The sequence below is a fragment of the Streptomyces sp. NPDC041129 genome, assembly GCF_055592265.1.
The window spans coordinates 1,001,767-1,023,858 of record NZ_JBVIYV010000001.1 but is presented as its reverse complement, the minus strand read 5'-3'; the positions used below and the strand labels follow the sequence as shown (position 1 = coordinate 1,023,858).

Here is a 22,092-nt window from a genome sequence, read left to right as displayed (position 1 = left end):
GTTGTGCCGTCAATCGATCGGTGTGAGCGTGCCCTTCGCCCCGCTATCGCGTGATCGGCGGACCTCCCTCGCGAGGCGCCCGGCCACGGAGAGGCGAGGTGCAAGTACTTGCTATGGGTTTCAACCCTCTTGCTGTAAGCCTTTCGTGGGCGATACGGTCGCGCGGGCGCCCGGCATCGGAGCCGAGCCGCGGCGTGGGGTCGGACCCAGAAGAGCCGTAATCGCTAGGAGTTCCCGCCTGTGATACCGAGATGGCCGGCGCCCTCGAGGCGCCGTACCCCGTACCGGCGGAGGGCCGCGGCCGTGACCGCCGCCGCTCTCGCCGCCGCCCTCGTGCAGCCGGTGTCCGCCCACGCGGACACGCCGCCCGCGCCCCCCTCGGACGCCGCGCTCGCCGCCCAGGCCGCCCGGCACGACGACACGCGCGAGCAGTTCTACTTCGTCATGCCGGACCGTTTCGCCAACGGGGACACCTCCAACGACAAGGGCGGACTGACCGGTTCGCGCCTGAGCACCGGCTACGACCCCACCGACAAGGGGTTCTACCAGGGCGGTGACCTCAAGGGCCTGACCAAGCGGCTCGACTACATCAAGGGGCTCGGCACCACCTCCATCTGGATGGCGCCGATCTTCAAGAACCGCCCCGTCCAGGGCACCGGTGACAACGCCTCGGCCGGCTACCACGGCTACTGGATCACCGACTTCACCCAGGTCGACCCGCACTTCGGGACCAATAAGGACCTGTCGACCCTCATCTCCAAGGCGCACGCCAAGGGCATGAAGGTCTTCTTCGACGTCATCACCAACCACACCGCCGACGTCGTGGACTACAAGGAGAAGTCCTACGGCTACCTCTCCAAGGGCGCCTTCCCGTACCTGACGAAGGACGGCAGGCCCTTCGACGACAGCGACTACGCCGACGGCACGAAGGGGTTCCCGGCCACCGACGCCGGCTCCTTCCCCTACGCCCCGAAGGTCAACAGCCGGAGCAAGGTCCCGGCCTGGCTCAACGACCCGAGGATGTACCACAACCGGGGCGACTCGACGTACGCCGGCGAGTCCACCACCTACGGCGACTTCTCCGGCCTCGACGACCTGTGGACCGAGCGTCCCGAGGTCGTGCGGGGCATGGAGAAGATCTACCAGCGGTGGGTCGCGGACTACGACATCGACGGTTTCCGCATCGACACCGTCAAGCACGTCGACATGGACTTCTGGACCCAGTGGGCGACCGCGCTGGACGCCTACGCGGCCGCGCACGGGCGGAAGAACTTCTTCATGTTCGGCGAGGTCTACTCCGCCGACACCTCCGTCACCTCCCCGTACGTCACCCAGGGCCGGCTGGACGCCACCCTCGACTTCCCCTTCCAGGACGCGGCCCGCGCCTACGCCTCCCAGGGCGGCAGCGCGCGGAAGCTCGCGGGCGTCTTCGGTGACGACTACAAGTACACGACCGACAAGGCCAACGCGTACGAGCAGGTCACCTTCCTCGGCAACCACGACATGGGCCGCGTCGGGTACTTCCTGAAGCAGGACAACCCCAAGGCCACCGACGCCGAGATCCTGAAGAAGGACAAGCTCGCCAACGAGCTGATGTTCCTCAGCCGAGGCAACCCGGTCGTCTACTACGGGGACGAGCAGGGCTTCACCGGCTCCGGCGGCGACAAGGACGCCCGCCAGACGATGTTCGCCTCGAAGGTCGCCGACTACCTCGACGACGACGAGATCGGCACCGACCGCACCCACGCGAGCGACGCCTACGACACCGGCGCCCCGCTGTACCGGCAGATCGCCGCGCTCGCGAAGCTCCGCAAGGCCGAGCCGGCGCTCACCGACGGGGTCCAGACCGAGCGCTACGCCGCCGACGGCGCCGGGATCTACGCGTTCACCCGCACGGACGCCCGGACCGGCCAGGAGTACGTCGTCGCCCTCAACAACGCCGACGAGGCGAAGACGGCGACCTTCGCGACCGGTTCGGCCGGCATGTCCTACCGGGGCCTCTACGGCGCCGACGACACCCGCGCCTCCGACGCCGACCGCGAGCTCACCGTCACCGTCCCGGCCGGCACCACCGTCGTCTACAAGGCCGCGGGCACCCTCGCCAAGCCCGCCACCGAGCCGACGATCACCCTTGAGGCACCGGCCGCCGGCGCCACCGGGACCGTCGAGCCGAGCGCGGACGTCGAGGGCGGGCGGCTCAACCGCGTCGTCTTCGCCGCCCAGGTCGGCAACGGCAAGTGGCGCACGCTCGGCTCCGCCGACCACGCCCCCTACAAGGTCACCCAGGCCATCGGCGAGGAGGTGCCGGCCGGCACCACCCTGCGCTACAAGGCGGTCGTGATCGACTCGGCCGGGCACACCGCGAGCGCCACGGCGAGCAGCACCACCGGCACCCCGGCGGCCCCCGAGGTCCCCACGGCCTCCTCCCGCGACTACGCGGTCGTCCACTACAAGCGCACGGACGGCGACTACGCCGACTGGGGCCTGTACGCCTGGGGCGACCTCGCCGACGGCGAGGCGACGAACTGGCCCGCCAGCCACCCCTTCGTGGGCCGCGACGCTTACGGCGCCTTCGCCTACGTCAAGCTCAAGCCCGGCGCCTCGAACGTCGGCTTCCTGGTCATCGACAAGGACGGCGACAAGGACGTCTCCGCCGACCGGTCCATCGACGTCACCAGGACGGGTGAGGTCTGGATCGAGCAGGGCAAGGACGACGTACTCACCGAGAAGCCCGACTACCCGGCCCAGGACACCGCCAAGGCGGTCCTGCACTACCACCGCGCCGACGGCGACTACGACGGCTGGGGCCTGCACGTATGGACGGGCGCCGCGAACCCCACCGACTGGTCGAACCCCCTGAAGCCGGTGAAGACTGACGCCTATGGCGCGGTCTTCGAGGTACCGCTCACCCAGGGTGCCACCAGTCTCAGCTACATCATCCACAAGGGCGACGACAAGGATCTCCCGACCGACCAGTCCCTGGACCTCAAGGCCGACGGGCACGAGGTGTGGCTGTTGAACGGCCAGGAGCAGTACCTCCTGCCGCAGCCCGTGGGCAGCGCGGCCGCCCTCGACCTGACTACCTCCAAGGCGATCTGGATCGACCGGGACACCGTCGCCTGGAACGGCGTCGACGGCGCCGCCTCCACCCAGCTCCTCTATTCCCCGGACGGCTCCATCGCCGTCAAGGACGGGACGCTGACCAGCGACGACGAGCACTGGCTGCGCCTGGCCAAGACGGCGCTCACCGACGCCCAGAAGGCGAAGTTCCCGCACCTGAAGAACTACACCGCCTGGTCCGTCGACCCGCGTGACCGGGACCGGGTGCGCGCGGCCCTCACCGGGCAGATCGTGGCCTCGCAGCGGGCCGCGAACGGCGCCGTGCTGGCCGCGACCGGCGTGCAGATCGCCGGGGTGCTGGACGACGTCTACGACGCCACCGGCGCCAGGCTCGGGCCGGTGTTCCACGACGGCAGGCCCACGCTCGCCGTCTGGGCGCCCACCGCCCAGTCCGTGAAGCTCGAACTGGACGGCCGCACGGTGCCCATGCACCGCGGCGCCGCCACCGGCGTCTGGTCCGTCACCGGCCCGGCGTCCTGGAAGGGCAAGCCCTACCGGTACGTGGTGAAGGTGTGGGCGCCCAGCGTCCGCAAGATGGTCACCAACAAGGTCACCGACCCCTACTCGGTCGCCCTGACCGCCGACTCCGAGCGCAGCCTCGTCGTCGACCTGAACGACCGGACCCTGGCCCCGGGTGGCTGGTCGGGCCTGCGCAAGCCCAAGGCCGTACCGCTGAAGGACGCGCAGATCCAGGAGCTGCACATCCGGGACTACTCGGTCGCCGACAAGACCGTCCCGGCCAAGGACCAGGGCACCTACCTGGCCTTCACCGACAAGAACAGCGACGGCTCCAGGCACCTGCGCGCACTGGCGAAGTCCGGAACCTCGTACGTGCACCTGCTGCCGGCCTTCGACATCGCCACCATCCCCGAGAAGAAGGCCGACCAGGCGAGCACCGAGTGCGACCTGGCCTCCTACCCGGCCGACTCCGACAAGCAGCAGGAGTGCGTGGCGAAGACCGCAGCCAAGGACGCCTACAACTGGGGCTACGACCCGTACCACTACACGGTCCCCGAGGGCTCGTACGCCACCGACCCCGACGGCACCGCCCGTACGGTCCAGTTCCGGAAGATGGTGCAGGCGCTCAACCAGGACGGCCTCCGGGTCGTCATGGACGTCGTCTACAACCACACGGCCGCCAGCGGCCAGGCCGGCACCAGCGTGCTGGACCGGATCGTGCCCGGCTACTACCAGCGGCTCCTCGCCGACGGCTCGGTCGCCAACAGCACCTGCTGCGCCAACACCGCGACGGAGAACGCGATGATGGGCAAGCTGGTCGTGGACTCGATCGTCACCTGGGCCAAGGAGTACAAGGTCGACGGCTTCCGCTTCGACCTCATGGGCCACCACCCGAAGGCCAACATCCTCGCGGTCCGCAAGGCCCTCGACGCGCTCACCCTCGAGAAGGACGGCGTCGACGGCAAGAAGATCATTTTGTACGGGGAGGGCTGGAACTTCGGCGAGGTCGCGGACGACGCGCGCTTCGTGCAGGCCACGCAGAAGAACATGGCCGGCACCGGCATCGCGACCTTCTCCGACCGGGCCCGTGACGCGGTGCGCGGCGGAAGCCCCTTCGACTCCGACCCCGGCGTCCAGGGCTTCGCGTCCGGGCTGTACACCGACCCCAACTCCTCCACCGCCAACGGCACCCAGGAGGAGCAGAAGGCCCGGCTGCTGCACTACCAGGACCTGATCAAGGTCGGCCTGAGCGGCAACCTCGCCAAGTACCGGTTCACCGGCTCGGCCGGCAAGGAGGTCACCGGCGCCGAGATCGACTACAACGGCGCCCCGGCCGGCTACGCGGACGCGCCCGGCGACGCCCTCGCCTACGTGGACGCGCACGACAACGAGTCGCTGTTCGACGCCCTGGCCTACAAGCTCCCCAAGGACACCTCCGCGTCCGACCGGGCCCGCATGCAGGTCCTGGCGATGGCCACGGCCGCCCTCTCGCAGGGCCCGGCGCTCTCCCAGGCGGGCACCGACCTGCTGCGCTCGAAGTCGCTGGACCGCAACTCCTTCGACAGCGGCGACTGGTTCAACGCCGTCCACTGGAACTGCGCGGACGGCAACGGCTTCGGGCGCGGGCTGCCCATGGCGGCCGACAACGAGTCGAAGTGGCCGTACGCCAAGCCGCTGCTGGGCACGGTGAAGGTGGGCTGCCCGCAGATCACCGGCGCCTCGGCCGCGTACCAGGACCTGCTGCGCATCCGTACCTCGGAGAAGGCCTTCTCCCTCGGCACGGCCGCGCGGGTGCAGGACCGGCTGTCCTTCCCGCTGTCGGGGAAGGACGAGACGCCCGGCGTGATCACCATGCGCCTCGGTGACCTGGTCGTCGTCTTCAACGCCACCCCGCAGCGCCAGGAGCAGCGGATCGGCGCCCTCGTCGGCACGCACTTCCGGCTGCACCCGGCGCAGGCGAAGGGCAGCGACCCGGTGGTGAAGTCCGCCTCCTACGCGGCTGGTTCGGGCACGTTCACCGTCCCGGCGCGGACCGTGGCGGTGTTCAGCGCATCGAACAAGTAGGGTCGGGCCGACGCCTTAGAACAGGAGTGCTCATGCCGCAGATCACCGTCGACTACTCCCACACCATGGAGGCCGCCTTCGACCGCGCCGGCTTCGCGCGGGAGCTGCACGAGGCGACCGCCGGGATCGCGGCGGCGAAGCTGGAGGCCTGCAAGACGCAGTTCCGGCCGAGCGCCTACACGGTGTTCGGCACCGAGGACCCGGAGGCACAGCGGGACGCCGTCGTGCACGTGACCATCGGGCTCCTCGCCGGCCGCAGCGACGAGACGAAGGCACGGCTCACCGAGGCCGTGCTGGAACTGCTCCAGAAGTACGTCGGCGAAGCGGACCTGAGCGTGCACGGGTCCGCCGAGATCCGCGACCTGGACGCGTCGTACCGGAAGTTCGACCGGTAAGCGCCTAGGAAGCCAGGGCGATGAGCCGGCCGACGAGCTCCGCGAAGGGGCCGTCGGCCGGCTCGTTCTCCGTCATCGTGCGCAGCAGCAGCGCCATCTCCGCGTCGTGGGTGGCGCTGACGGCGGCCAGGGCGGCGAAGTCGTGCACGAGCTGGACCTCCAGTTCGGCACGCGGGACGCGCCGGCCGTCCAGCCAGATCAGCGCCGTCGACTCGGCCAGCGAGATCCAGCTCCGGACGACCAGTTCCAGGCGCGGGGGAGCGTCCGCGACGCCCAGGTGCGCGAGCATCTGCTCGTAGGCGGCCTGGCGCACCGAGTCGATCAGTGCGTTGGTGGTGGAGGAGCCGACCGCCGGGCCACCGCGCATCAGCGCCGAGAAGCCGGGGCCGTGCTGGTCCACGAAGTCGAAGAAGCGGCGCATCACCCGCAGCAGCCGGGCCCCGAGCGGGCCTTCGTGCGGCTCGGCGAAGCGGCTCGCCAGATCCTCGGAGGCGCGCTTCAACGCGGCCTCGTACAGACTGAGTTTGCCGGGGAAGTAGTGGTAGACCAGCGGGCGCGAGATGCCCGCGGCGGCCGCTATCTCGTCGATGGAGACCTCGTCCGGCGAGCGCCTGCTGAACAGGTCCAGGGCGACACCGATCAGCTGCTGCCGCCGCTCCTCCACGCCCATCCTGCGGCGAACCCCGGTTGTCATACGAACACCTTACCGATCGAATTCGGCCGTCGGCGTTCACATGTCGAGCGCCAGCCGGTCGCTCCTGGCACGCGAGACACAGATCAGCATCGAGTCGGCACGCTCCGCGTCCGTCAGCAGCTCGTCCCGGTGGTCGACCTCGCCCTCCACGACCCGCTGTTGGCAGGTTCCGCAGAAGCCCTGCTCGCAGGAGTAGGCGGTGTCCGGCAGTTCGCTCCGCACGGCGGCCAGCACGGAGGAGCCGGCCGGAACCGTCAACGTCCGCCCGCTGCGCCGGAGCTCCAGCTCGAACCCGCCGTCCCCCGGGGCGGAGGCACGGGCGGCGAACCGCTCCAGGTGCAGCGTGGCGCCCTCCGGCAGCCGCGCCTCCACCGCCGCCATCAGCCCCTCGGGCCCGCAGCAGTACACGGCCGTGCCCTCGGGCAGACCGGCGAACAGCGCCTCCAGGTCGGGGCGCCCGTCCTCGTCCTCGGCGACGAGCGTCAGCCGGTCCCCGGCGAGTTCCCGCACCTGCTCCAGATACGGCATCGAAGCCCTTGTCCGCCCGCCGTACAGCAGCCGCCAATCGGCGCCGTCCGGCAGCGCGCGCAGCATCGGCAGGATCGGGGTGATGCCGATACCGCCCGCGACGAACACGTACGAGGGTGCGGCGCGGAGCGGGAAGCGGTTCCGGGGCCCGCGCACCTCGAGTTCCATCCCCTCGGCGAGCCGCTCGTGCACCTCCCGCGAGCCGCCCCGCCCGTCCGCCACCAGCCGGGTGGCCAGCGTGTACGAGGAGGTGTCCGCCGGGTCGCCGCACAGCGAGTACTGCCGCACCAGCCCCGACGGGAGTACCAGGTCCAGATGAGCGCCGGGCTCCCAGCGTGGCAGGTCGGGGCCTTCGAGGCGCAGTTGCACGACCCCCTCGGCGATCGTCTCGAGCCCGGTGAGCAGCGGCCGCCGGGTCCGGGCGCGGGGACGGCCGGAGACCGGCGGGTCCAGGGCGGGCAGGGGCCACAGCGGCGAGACCCGCACGCGGCGGCGCAGCGCCCGCCGGGTCAGCAGGGCGGCGCCCGCGACCAGCGCGACGGTCAGCGGCTTCGGCATCACGACCCGTCCTTCCGTGCGGCCGACGCGGCGGGGGAGACGGCCAGATAGGCGACGGCCTGGGCCGTCGAGCCCTCCTGCGAGGGATGGTAGGAGCGGCTGAGATAGCGGGGGATGGAACGCAGCATGGCGCCGGTGGTGGGCAGCGTGCCGCGGCGGCCGCTGCGGTGGAACTCCGCGAAGGAGGCCCTGCCGTCCACGAGGGTGGGGTCGTTCTCCATGAAGAAGCGCGCCCCGCGCTGCCAGAGGAACACCAGCGCGCCGAAGGCGGCCGCCCAGGTGCGCGCCCGGCGCCGGTAGCCGCCGTCGAGGTGCTGGAAGAGGTCGAAGGCGACGGAACGGTGCTCGACCTCCTCGGCGCCGTGCCAGCGCAGCAGGTCCAGCATGATGGGATCGGCGCCCAGCCGGTCCAGTTCACCGGCGTTGAGCACCCAGTCGCCGAGGAAGGCGGTGTAGTGCTCGATGGCCGCGATGAGCGCGACCCGCTCCAGCAGCCACCACCGGCGCGCCCGGCCCGGTGGCAGGGTCCGGTCGCCGAGCAGCTTCTCGAAGAACCAGTCGACCTGCGCGGTGTACGGCGTCGGGTCGAGCCCCTGCTCCCTGAGGTGCGGCAGGACCTCGTCGTGGGCCTTGGAGTGCATGGCCTCCTGCCCGATGAAGCCGATGACGTCCTCGCGGAGCCGGTCGTCCCGGATCAGCGGCAGCACCTGTTTGTACACGTGCACGAACCACCGCTCACCGGCGGGCAGCAACAGGTGCAGCACGTTGATGGTGTGCGTGGTGAACGGGTCGCCGGGCACCCAGTGCAGCGGTGTGTCCCCCCAGGAGAAGGACACGTCGCGGGCCTTGAGCGGTATCCGCTCGGACTCCACCGGCCGGGCCTGCTTATTGGACATGGCGTCAATGTACTGACGGGTAGGTCCGCTGAGAACCCCTCTGCGCAGCCTTGTTGACGCCAGTGTCAACTAGGTCTGCCGTGAACGTCCCGTCTAGCGCAGTCCGCCGATCGTCCTGCCGTCCTTGAGGGTCCCCTTCAGGTCGGCCCGCGTGCCCTGACCGGCCTTGACCGCCAGCAGCGGCCCCGGACCGGCCGCGGTGATCCCGCCGCTCGCCCGGATCCCGGTGACGTCCGGGCCGCCCGCGGCCAGCAGGTACCAGTCCCCGGTCCTGGCCTTCCACAACACCCCGGCCAGCACCTGCGGATCGCGGGGACCGCAGGCCGCCACATCGGCGCCCTTCGCGACGACCGCCCCGGCGGACCCGCCCGGCGTCCGGAACTGGGCCAGCGCCGCCGTACCGCCGCCGCGCCAGGTCTCGGCCCTGGTGCACACCCACTGGCCCGCCCCGCTCGCGTCGGGCAGCGGCTGCTCGGCGAACGCCCAGGCGTTGACGCCACGCACCCCCACCGAGCGCTCCGTGGCCAGTGAGCAGGCGAACGGCGCCCAGGCGCGCAGCCCCTCGGCCCCGGCCGCCTCGACGGGGGCGCCCGGACGCCCCGCGGTGAGATGCGCGGGCACCAGCTCGCCCAGATCGGTGTGGAGCTGATCGCCCGAGGCGCCGGTGAGCTGGAGCACGTTCCAGGATGTGCAACTGCCGGTCCGCAGTGCCGGGCTGGCCAGCGGCGCGGTGACACCGTCGGTGACGGGCAGCGGCAGCGGGGCCGCGTCCGGCTTCATCAGGTCCCGCTGGGCCGCCTTGCGCACCCAGGGGGCGGTCAGATAGCGCACATTGCCGTCGGAGCGGCCCAGCACCAGCGCGCTCGCCTCGGTGCCGGTCGCGCCGTCGACCCGGGCGAAGTCCAGGGCCGCGCCCACCGTGCCGTCCCTGGGCTCGGCGTAACGGGTGACGCGCAGGCCGTCGTAGAGGACCACCACGCGCGCGCTGTCCACCTCGCCCGCGTACAAGAGCTGGGGCGGGCCCGCCGGGCCGCCGGTCTGGGTGCCGGGTGTCGCCGAGACGCGGACCGTCTCGCCGGGCCGGGCCCAGACGGCGAGGGCGCGGCGCAGCAGCGCCCGGTCGCCGGTGAGCGTGCCGCGCGCCGGCCACACGGAGAAGTCGGTGCGGGCGGAGGACCGCCAGGCGGCCGGGGCGATCCGGATCAGTCTGCCGGGATCCAGGGCCGCTTCGGCGGCCGGGTTCCGCGCGTAGAGCGGTGCGGCGGCGCCGTCGGGGCCCCAGCCGCCGCCCGGCAGGGTCACCAGCGCCCCGCACACCGCGAGCGCGGCGGCCGCGGCCAGCGCCGCCTTGGTGTGCTGGCGGCGGCGCACCAGGTCGGTGGGCCTGGCCTGCAGCGAGCAGGGGTCGAACTCCGGGGAGGAGAGCAGGGCGTCCTGCGCGGGCACCCCGTTGGCCTCGGACAGCGCGGCCTCGGGGTGGTCGACCCCGGCGGACACGAGGATCCCGCGGATGCCCGAGTCCGGCAGCCGCTCCAGGCCGCGCAGCGCGTACACGGCGCGGGCCGGGCCGGACAGGACGGACAGCCGCTGGTCCAGCGCGAGTTCGTCGGCCCCGCCGGACCTCGGGAACAGCCGGAGACCCCACACCCGGGGCAGCAGCGGAGGCAGCGGCGACAGCCGCGGCCGGCCCCTGCGGGTGCGGGCCGCAGCCAGCGCCGTACGCACGACCTCCTGCCGGACGAACGCGTACGCCGGGTCGCCGTCCCGGCCCGCGAACTGGGCCGGGATCACGGACTTCCGCCGGCGGCCCCGGGGCAGGGCACGCTGGGCGAGGGCGTGTGCCGTCAGCACCCGGCGGCCGCGGCGGCGGCCGAGGTCGGGTGGCAGGACCAGGTAGGCGAGCCGGACCAGCCGGGGGTAGTGCTCGACGAGCGCGGCCTCGGCCTGGTCGACGCCGACGTCGGGACCGGCGGCGGTTTTCGTGTGACGCTGGGCTACATCCTGTGACTGCACATCCCGGTGAACGAGCGAGCCGTCGGCAGGTCACCGCCGGGCGGGCGGCTCACTCCGGGCCGCTCACTCCTCCGCTTCGACCAGCAGGCGGGCGTAGTTGGCCATCGACCGCTGGTAGCGGGGCAGATGCGGGGCGAGGGCGCCGAGCACCAGGGACAGTCCCTCGCGGTCGCGGCCCAGACTGGACAGGCACAGGGCGAGACAGGCCCGCACCGCGTCGTCCAACTCATCTGATGGAGCGTCGAGTTCGGGCGTGAGCAGGGCGACACCCTCCTCCGGCCGACCGGTGTTCCGCAGCGAGCTGGAGAGCTGGATCCGCGTCCGGCGACCCTTGTAGCCGTCGAGGCCCCGCGCCAGCGCCTCCCGGTACAGCGGCACCGCCCGGTCCGAGTGGCCGGTGGAGTCCCAGGCGCAGGCCTGCTCGAAGGGGCCCAGCGGGCTGCCCTCCGGCAGCTCGGCCACGAGCTTGTCGATCAGGTCGCGGAACTCCTGCGCGCGCTCCTCCGGATAGTCGTCGAAGGAGGCCCAGGCGGCGGTCACACGGTCTTCCCAGTCTTGGTTCACCGGGTCACCCTCGCACACCTGTGCCCGGCGCCGCGGCGGATTGAGCGCACCGCGCCCCGCGGCCGTATCCGTTGGGCGGGGTCCCGCGCTGGGACTCCACGCGGCATGCTGGGGCGTACCAGGACCGGAGGAACGATGAGGTTGACACGTGCGGTGCTCGGCGCCGCGGCCGTACTGGCGCTGGCGGGCTGCGGTGCGGGCGGGGAGGGTGAGAAGGTGCCGCCCACCGCGACCGGCAGCCTGGAGAGCCTGGCCGCCGAGGTGCGGTGCAAGCCGAACATGCAGACCGACGCCGACGAGATCCGCCAGGCCATCTGCCGCAACGGCGACGGGAAGTTCATCCTCGCCACCTTCGCCACCGACCGCGGGCAGCGCGAGTGGATCAACGACGCCAAGGACTACGGCGGTTACTACCTCGTCGGCCGCAAATGGGTCGCCGTCGGAGACGACGGTGTCGTCGAGGCGCTGCGCGGCACGCTCGGCGGCGACGTGGAGATCGGCACGAACCACCACGCGCACAGCGGCTGAGCCGGCCGCGCGGACACGGCGAAGGCCGGTGGCGGGAGGGACCCGCCACCGGCCTTCTACTGTTCGCGCCCCTCAGGGGATCACGCGCAGTTCTGACCGCGGTTGACGCAGTTCGCGATCTTGTTGGCCAGTCCGCCGGTCGTGACGCTGATGAAGTCGTCGTGGTCGGTGGCCGGCTTGTGCAGCTGTTCGGGGAAGCCGTCCACCGCGTAGGCGTTCTTCACCTGGCCGTTCTGGACGGTCGGCGGGGTGATGTTGTACACGAGGCGCATCGTGAGCTGCGGAATGGCCTTGAAGCCGTTCTGGCAGTTCCCGTTCGCGTCGGCGAAGGCCACGTGCGTGCGGTGGTTGGCGCTGTCGACGTTCTGCCCGTCCCAGCAGCTCTGGAAGGCGAACGTGCGCACCACCTTGCTGCCCTGCGGGCAGATCGGGTACTGCGTGGTCAGCTGCACCTTGTTCTCGAAGCCGGTGCAGCTCCAGTGCGCGTTGGCGTTGGCCAGGCCGTTGGTGGTGGTCTTGGCGTCACCGGTGATGATCCGCAGGAACTGCGGCATCGCGACGACCTTGGCGGTCGGGCTGCCCACGTACTTGATCTGGGCCTGCGCCGGCACCAGGATCTTGCCGACGTTGCCCTCCTTGCCGCCGCCGTCCGCGTTCTGGTCGAAGTCCTGCGAGCCGTCCTGGACGCGGACCACGGGCCAGTAGTACGACGACAGGTCGTTCCTGTTCTGGCAGCTCGTGCCGCCCTGGAGGAACGTGTTGTTGCTGGAGAACGCGTTGACCTTCTGGTTGCCGACGTAGTCGTGCAGGTGGTGGGCGCCGTTGGTCACACCGGGCGCCACGATCACGTTGTCGGTGTTGTGGTTCTTGTTCGCGTTCACCCCGCAGCGCGTGGTGAACGTGCCGGTCGACGCGTTGCGGGAGTTGCGGGGCTTGGCCTGCACATTCGCCTGGACCTTGGTGATGTCGACGAAGTCGGCCGCGGCCGGGCCGTTGCCGGCCTGCCCGCCGTTGTTCTGCTGCTGCCCGTTGTTGCCCTGCTGCTGGCCGCCCTGCTGTTGACCGCCTTGCTGCTGCTGGCCGCCCTGCTGCTGGCCGCCTTGCTGCTGGTCGCCTTGCTGCTGGCCGCCTTGCTGCTGGCCGCCGTTCTGCTGCTGCCCGCCGGTGGTCTGGTTGGCGTTCTGCGCCGTGCAGGTGGCCAGGGTGTCCAGGTCGCCGGGCGCGGTGCCGCCGACCCGGGTGATCTCCAGCCTGATCCGGTCCAGGATGGCCTTCCGCCGGTCCTGGAGCGGCTGCAGGATGGAGTTCTGGACGAAGCTCGTGTCTCTGGCCTGCGCGTCCCGCGTGGTCGCCAGACGCTGGTAGGCGTCGGTGATCTGGCGGTCGAGGTTGGACAGCTCCCCGGCGACCTCGCCCCGGGCCTGGTTCGGCACGTTGGTCAGCTTCTGGCCCACGTCCGGACACGAGATCGTCGCTACCTGCGCCGTCGAGGCCTTGGTCTGGTTGCCTCCCCACGACTGGTGGTTCGACTCGTGCGCCGAGGCGTAGAAGTTCGCCCAGATCAGCCCGCCCCCACCGAGCGCTAGGGCCGCCGATGCGGCTATGGCCTTGGTGGCCAGCGGCGTACGGCGTTTTCGTGTGTTGCGTCCCATGGAACTCCTCTGACTTCCTTGCGGGGCAGCATCGAGGCGCCCGACAGGAGTGAAGCGGCGTCCTTCCATACGGACGCCGCCCCGGAGGTGTTCAGCCGTCTCCCGAACCAGTCCGGGGAACCCTGTGCGTCATGGGCCTCAAATGGCCCATGACCAGCGGTAGTTGAGTTTCGCATCAGCGGCCGCGGTCGAGGTACGCCAGCACCGCCAGTACGCGCCGATTGTCGTCGTCCGACACCTCAAGGCCCAGTTTGGTGAAGATGTTGGAGGTGTGTTTGGCGATGGCCCGTTCCGTCACCACGAGCTGCCCGGCGATCGCCGCGTTCGAGCGGCCCTGCGCCATCAGCTCCAGCACCTCCAGCTCGCGCGGGGTGAGATGGCCGAGCGGACGGTCGTCGGCCGCCCGCCGCGACAGCAGCTGCTGGATCACCTGCGGATCCATCGCCGTACCGCCGGCGGCCACCCGCCGTACCGCGTCCACGAACTGGTCGGCGTCGAACACCCGGTCCTTCAGCAGATAGCCCACCGCGCCGCTGCCGTCGGCCAGCAGCTCACGCGCGTAGAGCTGCTCGACGTGCTGGGACAGGACCAGCACCGGCAGCCCGGGCCGCTCATGCCGGGCCCGCAGCGCGCACTGCAGGCCCTCGTCGGTGTGCGTGGGCGGCAGGCGTACGTCGACGACGGCGACGTCCGGCTTCAGCTCCGCGAGGGCGCGGGCGAGTTCGGGGCCGGACTCGACCGCCGCCACGATCTCGAAGCCGTAGGCCTCCAGCAACCGGACCAGTCCGTCGCGCAGCAGGAAGAGGTCTTCGGCTAGGACAACGCGCACGGGAGCTCCAGGGTGACCAGGGTGGGACCGCCGGCGGGGCTGCTGACGGCCAGGACGCCGTCGAATGTACCCAGCCGCCGCTCCACCCCGGCCAGCCCGGACCCCGCGCCGATCACCGCGCCGCCCCTGCCGTTGTCGGTGACCGTGATCCGCAGCATCCCGTCCGCGTGGTGCAGGTCCACCCAGAGCCGGTCGGCACCGGAGTGCTTGACGGCGTTGGTGAGAACCTCGCTGACCGCGAAGTAGGCGGCGGACTCCACCGGCGCCTCCGCCCGGCCGGGCAGCTCCACGGTCACCTCGCTCGGCAACGGCAGTCGCAGCGCCAACGCCCGCACGGCGTCGCCGAGTCCGCGCTCGGCGAGCACCGGGGGATGGATGCCCCGGACCAGGTCACGCAGTTCCTCCAGAGCCTCCACGGAGTTGCGGCGGGCCTGGGTGAGGAGCCGCTTGGCCTGCTCCGGATCCTTGTCGAGCAGCATCTCGACGGTCCCGAGGTCCAAGCCCATCGCGACCAGCCGGGCCTGGGCGCCGTCGTGCAGGTCCCGTTCGATGCGGCGGAGTTCGGCGGCCGAGGTGTCCACGGCGTCGCGCCGGGTCTCGGTCAGCACCCGTACCCGCTCGGTGAGTTCGCCCCGGTCCGCGCCGAGGACGGCCCGGGTGAGGCGGAAGTGGGCGGTCAGCAGGCGCGGGGCGAGGTGATAGGCGGCGACCAGCAGGACCGCGGCGGTGGCGGCGGCGCCGAGCGCGGTCGGCTGGTCGGTGACCGGCACGAAGCCGTACCAGTAGGTCCCGCCGGCCGCGAGCACCCGCCACAGCCCCGCGGCCACCGCGAAGCCCTCGAACGGATAGAGGCACAGCACCGCGGGCAGCAGCGCCGTGACGAAGCCCGCCGTCATGTCCACCGGCAGCCACAGCACGTCCCGCCGCACCTGCCGGTCCCCGAGCATCGTGAACGTACGCGTCCAGGGGTTGGCGCGGGCCGGCACCGGCCGGTACGCCGACGGGATCTGCACCCCGCCCCACTGGGCCGCGAGCCTGCGCCGGGTGTCGGCCACGTCCCGCACCCCGCCGAGGATCCAGGGGGTCGTGACGATGCCGACACCGATCGGTATGAGCGCGATGGAGACGAGGGTCAGCGTGAGACACAGCACCGTGACAGGCAGCATCGCCACGGCCAGTACGAGCCCCCGTACGGCGGCGAGTGCGGCGTCCCGTGCCCGCGCGCGCACCGCGCCGCCCTTCGTGTCGGTAGTCATGCGGCCAGTCTGGCCGACCCCCGGGCGGCGGTCACTCGCCTGAAGCCCCGGTCAGGGGGTGGTGCCGGATACACCCCCGGCGGCGGCGAGCACCCTCGCCTCGACCTCCGGATCGACACCCTTCAGGGTCCGGTCCGGCCGCTGCGGGGCCGTGCCCCCGATGCCGGTCAGCCACCGCCAGGTGTCCGCGACGGTCTCGCCCGCGGGCCGGCACTCCAGTCCCGTGGCCAGGGCCCGGGAGACGTCCGAGCGGTGCACGGCGTCGTACATCTCGCCGTCCGGCGGCACCCACACCGGCAGTCCGGTCCACGGCTCGATCCCGGCGTCCAGGATCAACCTCGGTTCGGCCCACCGCAGTTCGGCGTCGGCTCCGGTCGCCCGGACACACGCCTCGAGCAGCTCGCCCATGGTGGTCATACCCGGCGGGCCGACCAGGTCGTACGGGCCGCTCAGCGCCCGCTCCACCGCGCCGAGCACCCAGCCGGCGAGGTCGCGTACGTCGATGTACTGCACGGCCAGGTCGCGCGGCCCCGGCGCCAGGACCGGGCCGCCGCGGGCGATCCGGTTCAGCCACCAGGGCAGCCGGCCCACGTTCTCGTACGGGCCGAGGATCAGCCCCGCCCGGACCAGCAGCGAGCCCCCGGCGCCGAAGGCCTCCACGGCCGCGAGTTCGCCGCCCCGCTTGTCCCGCGGGTAGTCGGTCGCCCCGGCGTCTGCGGCGGCGCCCTCGACCAGCGGGGCGTCCTCGCGGCCATCCCTGGGCCAGGGCCAGGCGTACACGGACCGGCTGGAGACGTACACGTACCGGCCGGCCCGGCCGCGCAGCAACTGCGCCGCGTCCCGGACCGCGCGGGGCGCGGCCGACCAGGTGTCGACCACCGCGTCCCAGGTGCCGTCGTCGCAGGCGAGGGCGGCGAGCCCGTCGGGCGCGGTGCGGTCGCCGTGCAGCGACCGCACCCCAGCGGGAGGCGCGTGCCGTCCCCGGTGGAAGACGGTCACCTCCCAGCCACGGGCGAGCGCGGCCTCCACGACGGTCCTTCCCACGAACTCCGTACCGCCCAGCACCAGAAGTCTCATGCCGTCGAGCGTGCCCGGTACCGGGCCGGGGAGGGAAGGGCTGTCTGCCGAGGGCAGACGGCCCGGCTCAGTCCCCGGTCGGCGGGGTGTACTTGTAGCCGACCCGGCGCACCGTCTGGATCGACCGGCGGTGCCGCTCGCCCAGCTTCCGGCGCAGCCGGGCGATGTGGACGTCGACGGTACGGCCGTCACCGACGTGGCCGTAGCCCCACACCGTGGTCACGAGCTGGTCGCGGGTGTGCACCCGGTTCGGGTTCGCCACGAGATGGGCCAGCAGCTCGAACTCCAGGTAGGTGAGGTCGAGTTCGCGGCCGTCGACGCTGACGGTGCGCTGCACGGCGTCGATCCGCACCAGCGGGTCGCCGTCCGTCCCGGCCGCCGGGTCCTCCGCCGCCCCGGGGCCGTCCGACAGCGCGACCGGGAGGAACGGCGGCTGCTGGTCGGCCGGGACCAGCACCAGGTAGCCGACCATCGGCGGCTGTCCGGGGAGGGTGGGCAGGGTGTGCTGCGGCGCGGGCAGCCAGGTGGCGCCCGGCGGCAGGAAGTCCGCGACGTCCACGACCTCGTCCCGGTCGACGGCCCGCAGCCGGTGCCGGGGGCCGCTCTGGGACGGGGCGGGAAGGGTGGCGGTGGAGAGGGAACGAGTGGTCGCCATGAGAGGTCAGCTCTTTCGCGCGAGGAGTTCGTCGGAAGGTGCGGCGGCCGCGATTCGTGGTCGGGCGCGCCGGGAGACGTACGTCGTTCCGCGCTGGCCGAAGGCCGGGGTGTACGGCTTTAGAGGGCCCGCGCGTTCGCCGCGCGGCAACACACCCGGTCGAAGTCGTGGTGCTGACGGGAGGGCCAGAACGGCTCGAGGTCGTGACGACCCGTCGCGGTGCGGTTCTGGAAGCTGGCCATGGGGCCATTGAAGCAGACGCGGGCCCCGGGCAGGACCCCTCTCTCACAGCTTGGACGCACAACCGGCTCGAAGCCGACCCCGCGCGCGTCACCGGAGACGCCCGAGGGGCGCCCGCCGTCCTGGCGGGCGCCCCTCGGGGAAGCGGTGCGGATCAGACCTGGCCGGCCTTCTCCAGCGCGGAGCAGCAGGTGTCCACCAGCAGGCGGGTCACCACGTACGGGTCCACGTTGGCGTTCGGGCGGCGGTCCTCGATGTAGCCCTTGCCGTCCTTCTCGACCTGCCACGGGATGCGGACCGAGGCGCCACGGTCGGACACGCCGTAGGAGTACTCGTTCCACGGGGCGGTCTCGTGCAGGCCGGTGAGGCGGTCGTCGATGCCGGCGCCGTAGTTCTTGACGTGGTCCAGCGGCTTGGAGCCCTCACCGAGCGACTCGCACGCGGTGATGATCGCGTCGTAGCCCTCGCGCATCGCCTTGGTGGAGAAGTTGGTGTGCGCGCCGGCGCCGTTCCAGTCGCCCTTGACGGGCTTCGGGTCCAGGGTCGCGGAGATGCCGAAGTCCTCGGCGGTGCGGTACAGCAGCCAGCGGGCCACCCAGAGCTGGTCGGAGACCTCCAGCGGGGCGAGCGGGCCGACCTGGAACTCCCACTGGCCGGGCATGACCTCGGCGTTGATGCCGGAGATGCCCAGACCCGCCTTCAGGCAGTTCTCCAGGTGCGCCTCGACCACGTCACGGCCGAAGATCTCGTCGGCGCCGACACCGCAGTAGTAGCCGCCCTGCGGGGCCGGGAAGCCGCCCTCGGGGAAGCCCAGCGGGCGGGTGCCGTCGAAGAAGGTGTACTCCTGCTCGATGCCGAAGATCGGCTCCTGCGCGTCGAACCTCCCGGCGACCTCGGCCAGCGCGGCGCGGGTGTTGGACCGGTGCGGGGTCATGTCGATGTCGAGGACCTCGCACAGCACGAGGATGTCGTCGCCGCCGCGGATCGGGTCCGGGCAGGTGAAGACCGGCTTGAGCACACGGTCCGAGGAGTGTCCCTCGGCCTGGTTGGTGGAGGAGCCGTCGAAGCCCCAGATCGGCAGCGACTCGAGACCGGCCTGAGCACCCGTGATGATCTTCGTCTTGGAACGCAGCTTGGCCGTCGGCTCGGTGCCGTCGATCCAGATGTACTCAGCCTTGAAGGTCACGGGGCCACATCCTTCGGGGGTGGGTCGGGCGCACTCGCGGGTGCTTGCGGCGCTGCGGCACTGGCGCGCCGCGTCGATCTGCCCGGCAGCCTGTCAACAGGCGGTTTCCCGGCCATTGCTCGAATGTGAACCCCGTGTTACCTGGTCGTTCTGTGCCCGGACTCACGCTGTGAGGCGGCGCGTGGTTGCGTACGACAGGGGCGCCGGCGAACCGGCCGACGGACCGCGAGGCACCGGCCGGGCCGGGTACGCCGCCTGTTCCTCCTGTACCCGGTCTCCTGCTCCGCCGGGTACAAGGCGGCGTACCTGTCGCCCTGCCGGTGCCGTCGTGGCCCGCGCCTCAACGGCCGAGCCTCACCCCACCTTCTCGATGAGCGCGCGGCGGATGAGGAACTTGCCCGGCTCCCGGACCTGTTCGAAGGCGGCGTTGTTCAGCAGCGCGCAACTGCCGGAGACCGAGGTGACCTTCACCGTGGTGGACTTGTTGTTGTCCAGGTTGGTGACCTTCAGGGTCGTGCCGGCCGGGAACTGGTTGCTGGACGCGGCCGGGGCGCCGCCCTCACCGGACAGCGTGACGGTCGAGCCCTTGCACACCTGCTGGCCCGAGGCCGCGGCGCCGCCGGCGCCGTTCCCGCCGGCCGCCGGGTCCGAGGGCTGCGCGGACTGCTGCGCCCCACCGGCCTGCGCGCCGGCACCCTGCTGTCCGTTGCCCTGCTGGCCGCCCTGCGCCGCCTGGGAGCCCTGAGCCGACTCCCCAACGGTGCATCCGGCGGCCTTCTGCTGGACCTCGATCTGCTTGATGACCGCCTCGCGGTTGGCGATCCGGGCCGCCGACTGCGCGTCCGGGTTCGCCTTCTGGTCCGCGATGAACTTGTCGTTGTTGCCGTGGGCCGTGGCAAGCCCCTGGCACACCGTCGAGTCCCCGGCGGACAGCGTCCGGGCGTTCTGCGGGCTCTGCGCGGCGTTCGAGGTGGACGCCAGCGCGAAGGCTCCGCCGCCCGCCACCGCCGCGGCGCTGACGAGCAGCGCGAGCTTCTTCTTCGTGCTGAGAGTTCTCCTGCGCGACATGCGCGCCTCCTGAAGAGGTAGGGGAGCGTACGCCGCTATGTACGAGATCCCGAACAGGGTTACTCAGTGGTCACCGGGGTTCTTCCAAGTAACCTGCGTCACAGTGCAGTTGAGCCTCGTTCAGCTCTTGCTCCGGGACACCGCCTCCTGCACGGCCTCCTCGGAGCGGCCCACCAGGGCGGTCCCGTCGTCCGCCGTGATGATCGGCCGCTGGATCAGCTTCGGGTGCTCGGCGAGGGCCGTGATCCACCGGTCCCGCGCGCTCTCGTCCCGCGCCCAGTCCCTGAGGCCCAGCTCCTTGGCGGCGGCCTCCTGGGTGCGGGTGATGTCCCACGGCTCGAGCCCGAGCCGGCCGAGCACGGCCCTGATCTCGTCCTCGCTGGGCACGTCCTCCAGATAGCGGCGGACGGTGTAGTCGGCCCCCTCGGCGTCGAGCAGGCTGATGGCGCTGCGGCACTTGGAACAGGCCGGGTTGATCCAGATCTCCATGCGGCACACCGTACGCGAGAACCGGGCGGGCACCCGCAGCGCGGCGGGAGCGGCCGCTCTGTTCGATTTTCTGCCACCCCACCCGCACCTCCCGAACCTGCCGTGACGCGACGACAACTTCCGTCCCCACCTGCATATTTGAGGCCCATGCGGACTGCCTGAATGTCAGTGCCCGGCAGTAGAATGGGAGCAGTGTTCGAGGGAATCGCCGGAGGCCTTCCGGCGGGTTCCCTGACCGCGACAGGAGGATGCCCGTGCCCGCTGCCGCCCTGAAGTCCAAGCCGTTGCCGACCCAGTCCACCGCCAAGCGCGCCGTCCGGCTCGACTCGCCCTGCACACCGATGGAGAAGCGTCCGCTGCCGGCCGGGCGGCCCCGCGAGTGGTACGTCACCCACAACCGGCGCCTTAAGGCCATGCGCCTCGCCATAGCCCTGCTCGACACCGGCGTCTACCTGCCGAACCAGGCGCACGACGAGGCGATCCGCGGCACCGCCGAACGGATCGGCGTGCACCCGCCGTCCGCCACGACGTGCCACATGGTGCGGGCGCTGATGCGTTACACCCGGTGAGGACGGGTGCCGGGTGCCCCGGGCCGGCGCGGGGCACCCGGACCGTCAGGCCGACAACTCCCGCTCCAGCGGGGTACGGAACCGCGGAGTGACCCTCGTCGCGCCCAGCCACCCCCGCAGCCGCTCCGCCTCCGCCGCCACCACCGGCTCCGCCTCCCGGCGGACGCCGGCGTCCGGAATCCGCCAGACGATCCCGCCGTCCGCGCGCTGGGCCCAGCCGCCCACCACCCGGCCGTTCCACCACACGGTCGGGCCCACGTTGCCGCTGCGGTCGAAGAGCTCCGGCCGCAGCCCGTCGGACAGGTACCAGTCGCGCTGCTGCCAGGCCATGGCCGTGGGGTCCAGCGCCGGCAGCAGGGCCGCCCAGGGCCGGCCGGGAGCCGCCACCGGGCCCACGTCACCGGCCGCCACGAATCCCGCGCCCTCCTCCAGGGCGACCTCGTGCGCGCCGATGGCGGCCAGGGCGCGCCGCACCTCCGTCACCCGCCAGCCGGTCCACCACTTCAGGTCCGCCTCCGTCGCGGGCCCGCAGACACGCAGCCAGCGCTCCAGCAGAGCGGCCTGCGCCCGCGCCGGGTCCAGCTCCGGGTGCGGCGGGGCCGGCGCCCAGCGGAACTGGCTGGACGTCCAGGAGCCGAGCGGGCGGCCCCGGACCACCTTGCCCTCCACGCCGAGCACCCGCAGCAGACGCGAGGAGACCGTGTGCACCCCCTCGTAGCTCTTGCCCGCCGCGTACACGAACTGCTCGCGCAGCCGCGGCTCGTCCGCCGTCAGCTCCGCCGCCGTCGCCTGGCCGCGCCGGGCCAGCGCCGCCAGCGCGGACGCCTCGACCTCGGCCAGCCAGTCCGCGTCCGGGGCGCCCGCCTTGGCCATGTCCTTGACCAGCGAGGCGCGCTCCCGCGCGGCCACCGTGAGACCGGTGGACGCGTGCACGACGGCGGTCAGCTCCGAGGGGAACACGAACACCGTGTGCCGCATGCCGTGCATACGGACCAGCGTCCGGTCCTCGTACAGCGCCCGTTCCGTCTCCGGTACCGCCTTCGCCGCGTCGGCGAGCCGCGCCGCCACCGCCAGGTAAACCGTCGCCGGGTCCGTGCCGTGCAGAGCCACGAGGGCGGCGGCCACCTCCTCGGGGGCCGCCGCCCGCGCCGTGTCCGCGAGACGGTGGCGCAGCGCCAGCCGCGCCCGCCGCTCCGCCGTACCGATGTGCCGCCGCGCGTCGCCCATGCCGACCTCCCCGTCGCCCACCGTG

General features: G+C 72.0%; 19 protein-coding genes. 4 read left to right on the top strand and 15 right to left on the bottom strand.

From position 1 onward, the window contains the following. Window positions 1–240 precede the first annotated feature (240 nt). Both pulA and ACZ6B1_RS04350 read left to right on the top strand, forming a co-directional pair. Window positions 241–5,643, top strand: coding sequence for a pullulanase-type alpha-1,6-glucosidase (pulA, locus tag ACZ6B1_RS04355; protein ID WP_468774823.1), 5,403 nt, complete (start codon window positions 241–243; stop codon window positions 5,641–5,643). Window positions 5,644–5,675: 32 nt separating this feature from the next. After that, window positions 5,676–6,038, top strand: a complete 363-nt coding sequence (locus tag ACZ6B1_RS04350) for a 5-carboxymethyl-2-hydroxymuconate Delta-isomerase (protein ID WP_468774821.1) — start codon at window positions 5,676–5,678, stop codon at window positions 6,036–6,038. 4 nt (window positions 6,039–6,042) lie between these two features. Here ACZ6B1_RS04350 and ACZ6B1_RS04345 read toward each other — a convergent pair whose 3' ends face one another. The 5 genes from ACZ6B1_RS04345 to ACZ6B1_RS04325 form a co-directional block, all read right to left on the bottom strand. After that, window positions 6,043–6,732, bottom strand: coding sequence for a TetR/AcrR family transcriptional regulator (locus ACZ6B1_RS04345; RefSeq protein ID WP_468774819.1), 690 nt, complete (start codon window positions 6,730–6,732; stop codon window positions 6,043–6,045). Between the two features lie 36 nt (window positions 6,733–6,768). Continuing rightward, window positions 6,769–7,818, bottom strand: coding sequence for a PDR/VanB family oxidoreductase (locus tag ACZ6B1_RS04340; RefSeq protein ID WP_468774817.1), 1,050 nt, complete (start codon window positions 7,816–7,818; stop codon window positions 6,769–6,771). Beyond that, window positions 7,818–8,714 (bottom strand): metal-dependent hydrolase, encoded by an 897-nt coding sequence (locus ACZ6B1_RS04335; protein WP_468774815.1) that lies wholly within the window; start codon window positions 8,712–8,714, stop codon window positions 7,818–7,820. The genes ACZ6B1_RS04340 and ACZ6B1_RS04335 overlap by 1 nt, the downstream gene beginning before the upstream one ends. Before the next feature lie 93 nt (window positions 8,715–8,807). Continuing rightward, window positions 8,808–10,727: a hypothetical protein gene (locus ACZ6B1_RS04330; RefSeq protein WP_468774813.1), complete on the bottom strand. Its 1,920-nt coding sequence runs from the start codon at window positions 10,725–10,727 to the stop codon at window positions 8,808–8,810. 63 nt (window positions 10,728–10,790) lie between these two features. After that, entirely contained in the window at window positions 10,791–11,309 is a 519-nt protein-coding gene (locus ACZ6B1_RS04325) for a tetratricopeptide repeat protein (protein ID WP_468774812.1), read from the bottom strand. A gap of 117 nt (window positions 11,310–11,426) precedes the next feature. On the opposite strand from ACZ6B1_RS04325, the gene ACZ6B1_RS04320 reads away from it, so the two are divergent. Next, complete coding sequence (locus ACZ6B1_RS04320; protein WP_390059004.1) at window positions 11,427–11,819, top strand: hypothetical protein; 393 nt, start codon at window positions 11,427–11,429, stop codon at window positions 11,817–11,819. An 80-nt stretch (window positions 11,820–11,899) separates the two neighbouring features. On the opposite strand, the gene ACZ6B1_RS04315 is transcribed toward ACZ6B1_RS04320, so the two are convergent. The 9 genes from ACZ6B1_RS04315 to ACZ6B1_RS04275 all read right to left on the bottom strand — a co-directional run bounded on the left by ACZ6B1_RS04315 (window position 11,900) and on the right by ACZ6B1_RS04275 (window position 20,271). Further along, the gene (locus tag ACZ6B1_RS04315) at window positions 11,900–13,471 is read right to left on the bottom strand and encodes a DUF1996 domain-containing protein (protein ID WP_468774810.1); all 1,572 of its coding nucleotides are present in this window, start codon (window positions 13,469–13,471) and stop codon (window positions 11,900–11,902) included. Between the two features lie 175 nt (window positions 13,472–13,646). Next, window positions 13,647–14,300 (bottom strand): response regulator transcription factor, encoded by a 654-nt coding sequence (locus ACZ6B1_RS04310; RefSeq protein ID WP_468774809.1) that lies wholly within the window; start codon window positions 14,298–14,300, stop codon window positions 13,647–13,649. Beyond that, window positions 14,285–15,556 carry a sensor histidine kinase gene (locus tag ACZ6B1_RS04305; protein ID WP_468774808.1) on the bottom strand — a complete coding sequence of 424 codons (1,272 nt, stop codon included), beginning with the start codon at window positions 15,554–15,556 and terminating at the stop codon, window positions 14,285–14,287. Before ACZ6B1_RS04305 ends, ACZ6B1_RS04310 begins: the two co-directional genes overlap by 16 nt. Before the next feature lie 51 nt (window positions 15,557–15,607). Next, a complete protein-coding gene (locus ACZ6B1_RS04300) occupies window positions 15,608–16,633 on the bottom strand; it encodes an NAD-dependent epimerase/dehydratase family protein (RefSeq protein WP_468774806.1) in 1,026 nt (341 codons plus the stop codon). A gap of 67 nt (window positions 16,634–16,700) precedes the next feature. Further along, window positions 16,701–17,288, bottom strand: a complete 588-nt coding sequence (locus ACZ6B1_RS04295) for a winged helix-turn-helix domain-containing protein (protein WP_468774804.1) — start codon at window positions 17,286–17,288, stop codon at window positions 16,701–16,703. A 119-nt stretch (window positions 17,289–17,407) separates the two neighbouring features. Next, complete coding sequence (locus tag ACZ6B1_RS04290; protein WP_268894189.1) at window positions 17,408–17,530, bottom strand: hypothetical protein; 123 nt, start codon at window positions 17,528–17,530, stop codon at window positions 17,408–17,410. Between the two features lie 152 nt (window positions 17,531–17,682). Then, the gene (gene glnII / locus ACZ6B1_RS04285) at window positions 17,683–18,714 is read right to left on the bottom strand and encodes a glutamine synthetase (protein WP_468774802.1); all 1,032 of its coding nucleotides are present in this window, start codon (window positions 18,712–18,714) and stop codon (window positions 17,683–17,685) included. 354 nt (window positions 18,715–19,068) lie between these two features. Further along, a complete protein-coding gene (locus tag ACZ6B1_RS04280) occupies window positions 19,069–19,782 on the bottom strand; it encodes a hypothetical protein (RefSeq protein ID WP_468774800.1) in 714 nt (237 codons plus the stop codon). A gap of 120 nt (window positions 19,783–19,902) precedes the next feature. Further along, complete coding sequence (locus ACZ6B1_RS04275) at window positions 19,903–20,271, bottom strand: arsenate reductase family protein (RefSeq protein WP_468774798.1); 369 nt, start codon at window positions 20,269–20,271, stop codon at window positions 19,903–19,905. Between the two features lie 254 nt (window positions 20,272–20,525). Between ACZ6B1_RS04275 and ACZ6B1_RS04270 the strand changes: the two genes are divergently transcribed. After that, entirely contained in the window at window positions 20,526–20,840 is a 315-nt protein-coding gene (locus tag ACZ6B1_RS04270) for a hypothetical protein (RefSeq protein WP_468774796.1), read from the top strand. Between the two features lie 45 nt (window positions 20,841–20,885). On the opposite strand, the gene ACZ6B1_RS04265 is transcribed toward ACZ6B1_RS04270, so the two are convergent. Next, window positions 20,886–22,067, bottom strand: coding sequence for a winged helix DNA-binding domain-containing protein (locus tag ACZ6B1_RS04265; RefSeq protein WP_468774794.1), 1,182 nt, complete (start codon window positions 22,065–22,067; stop codon window positions 20,886–20,888). Between the last annotated feature and the right edge of the window lie 25 nt (window positions 22,068–22,092).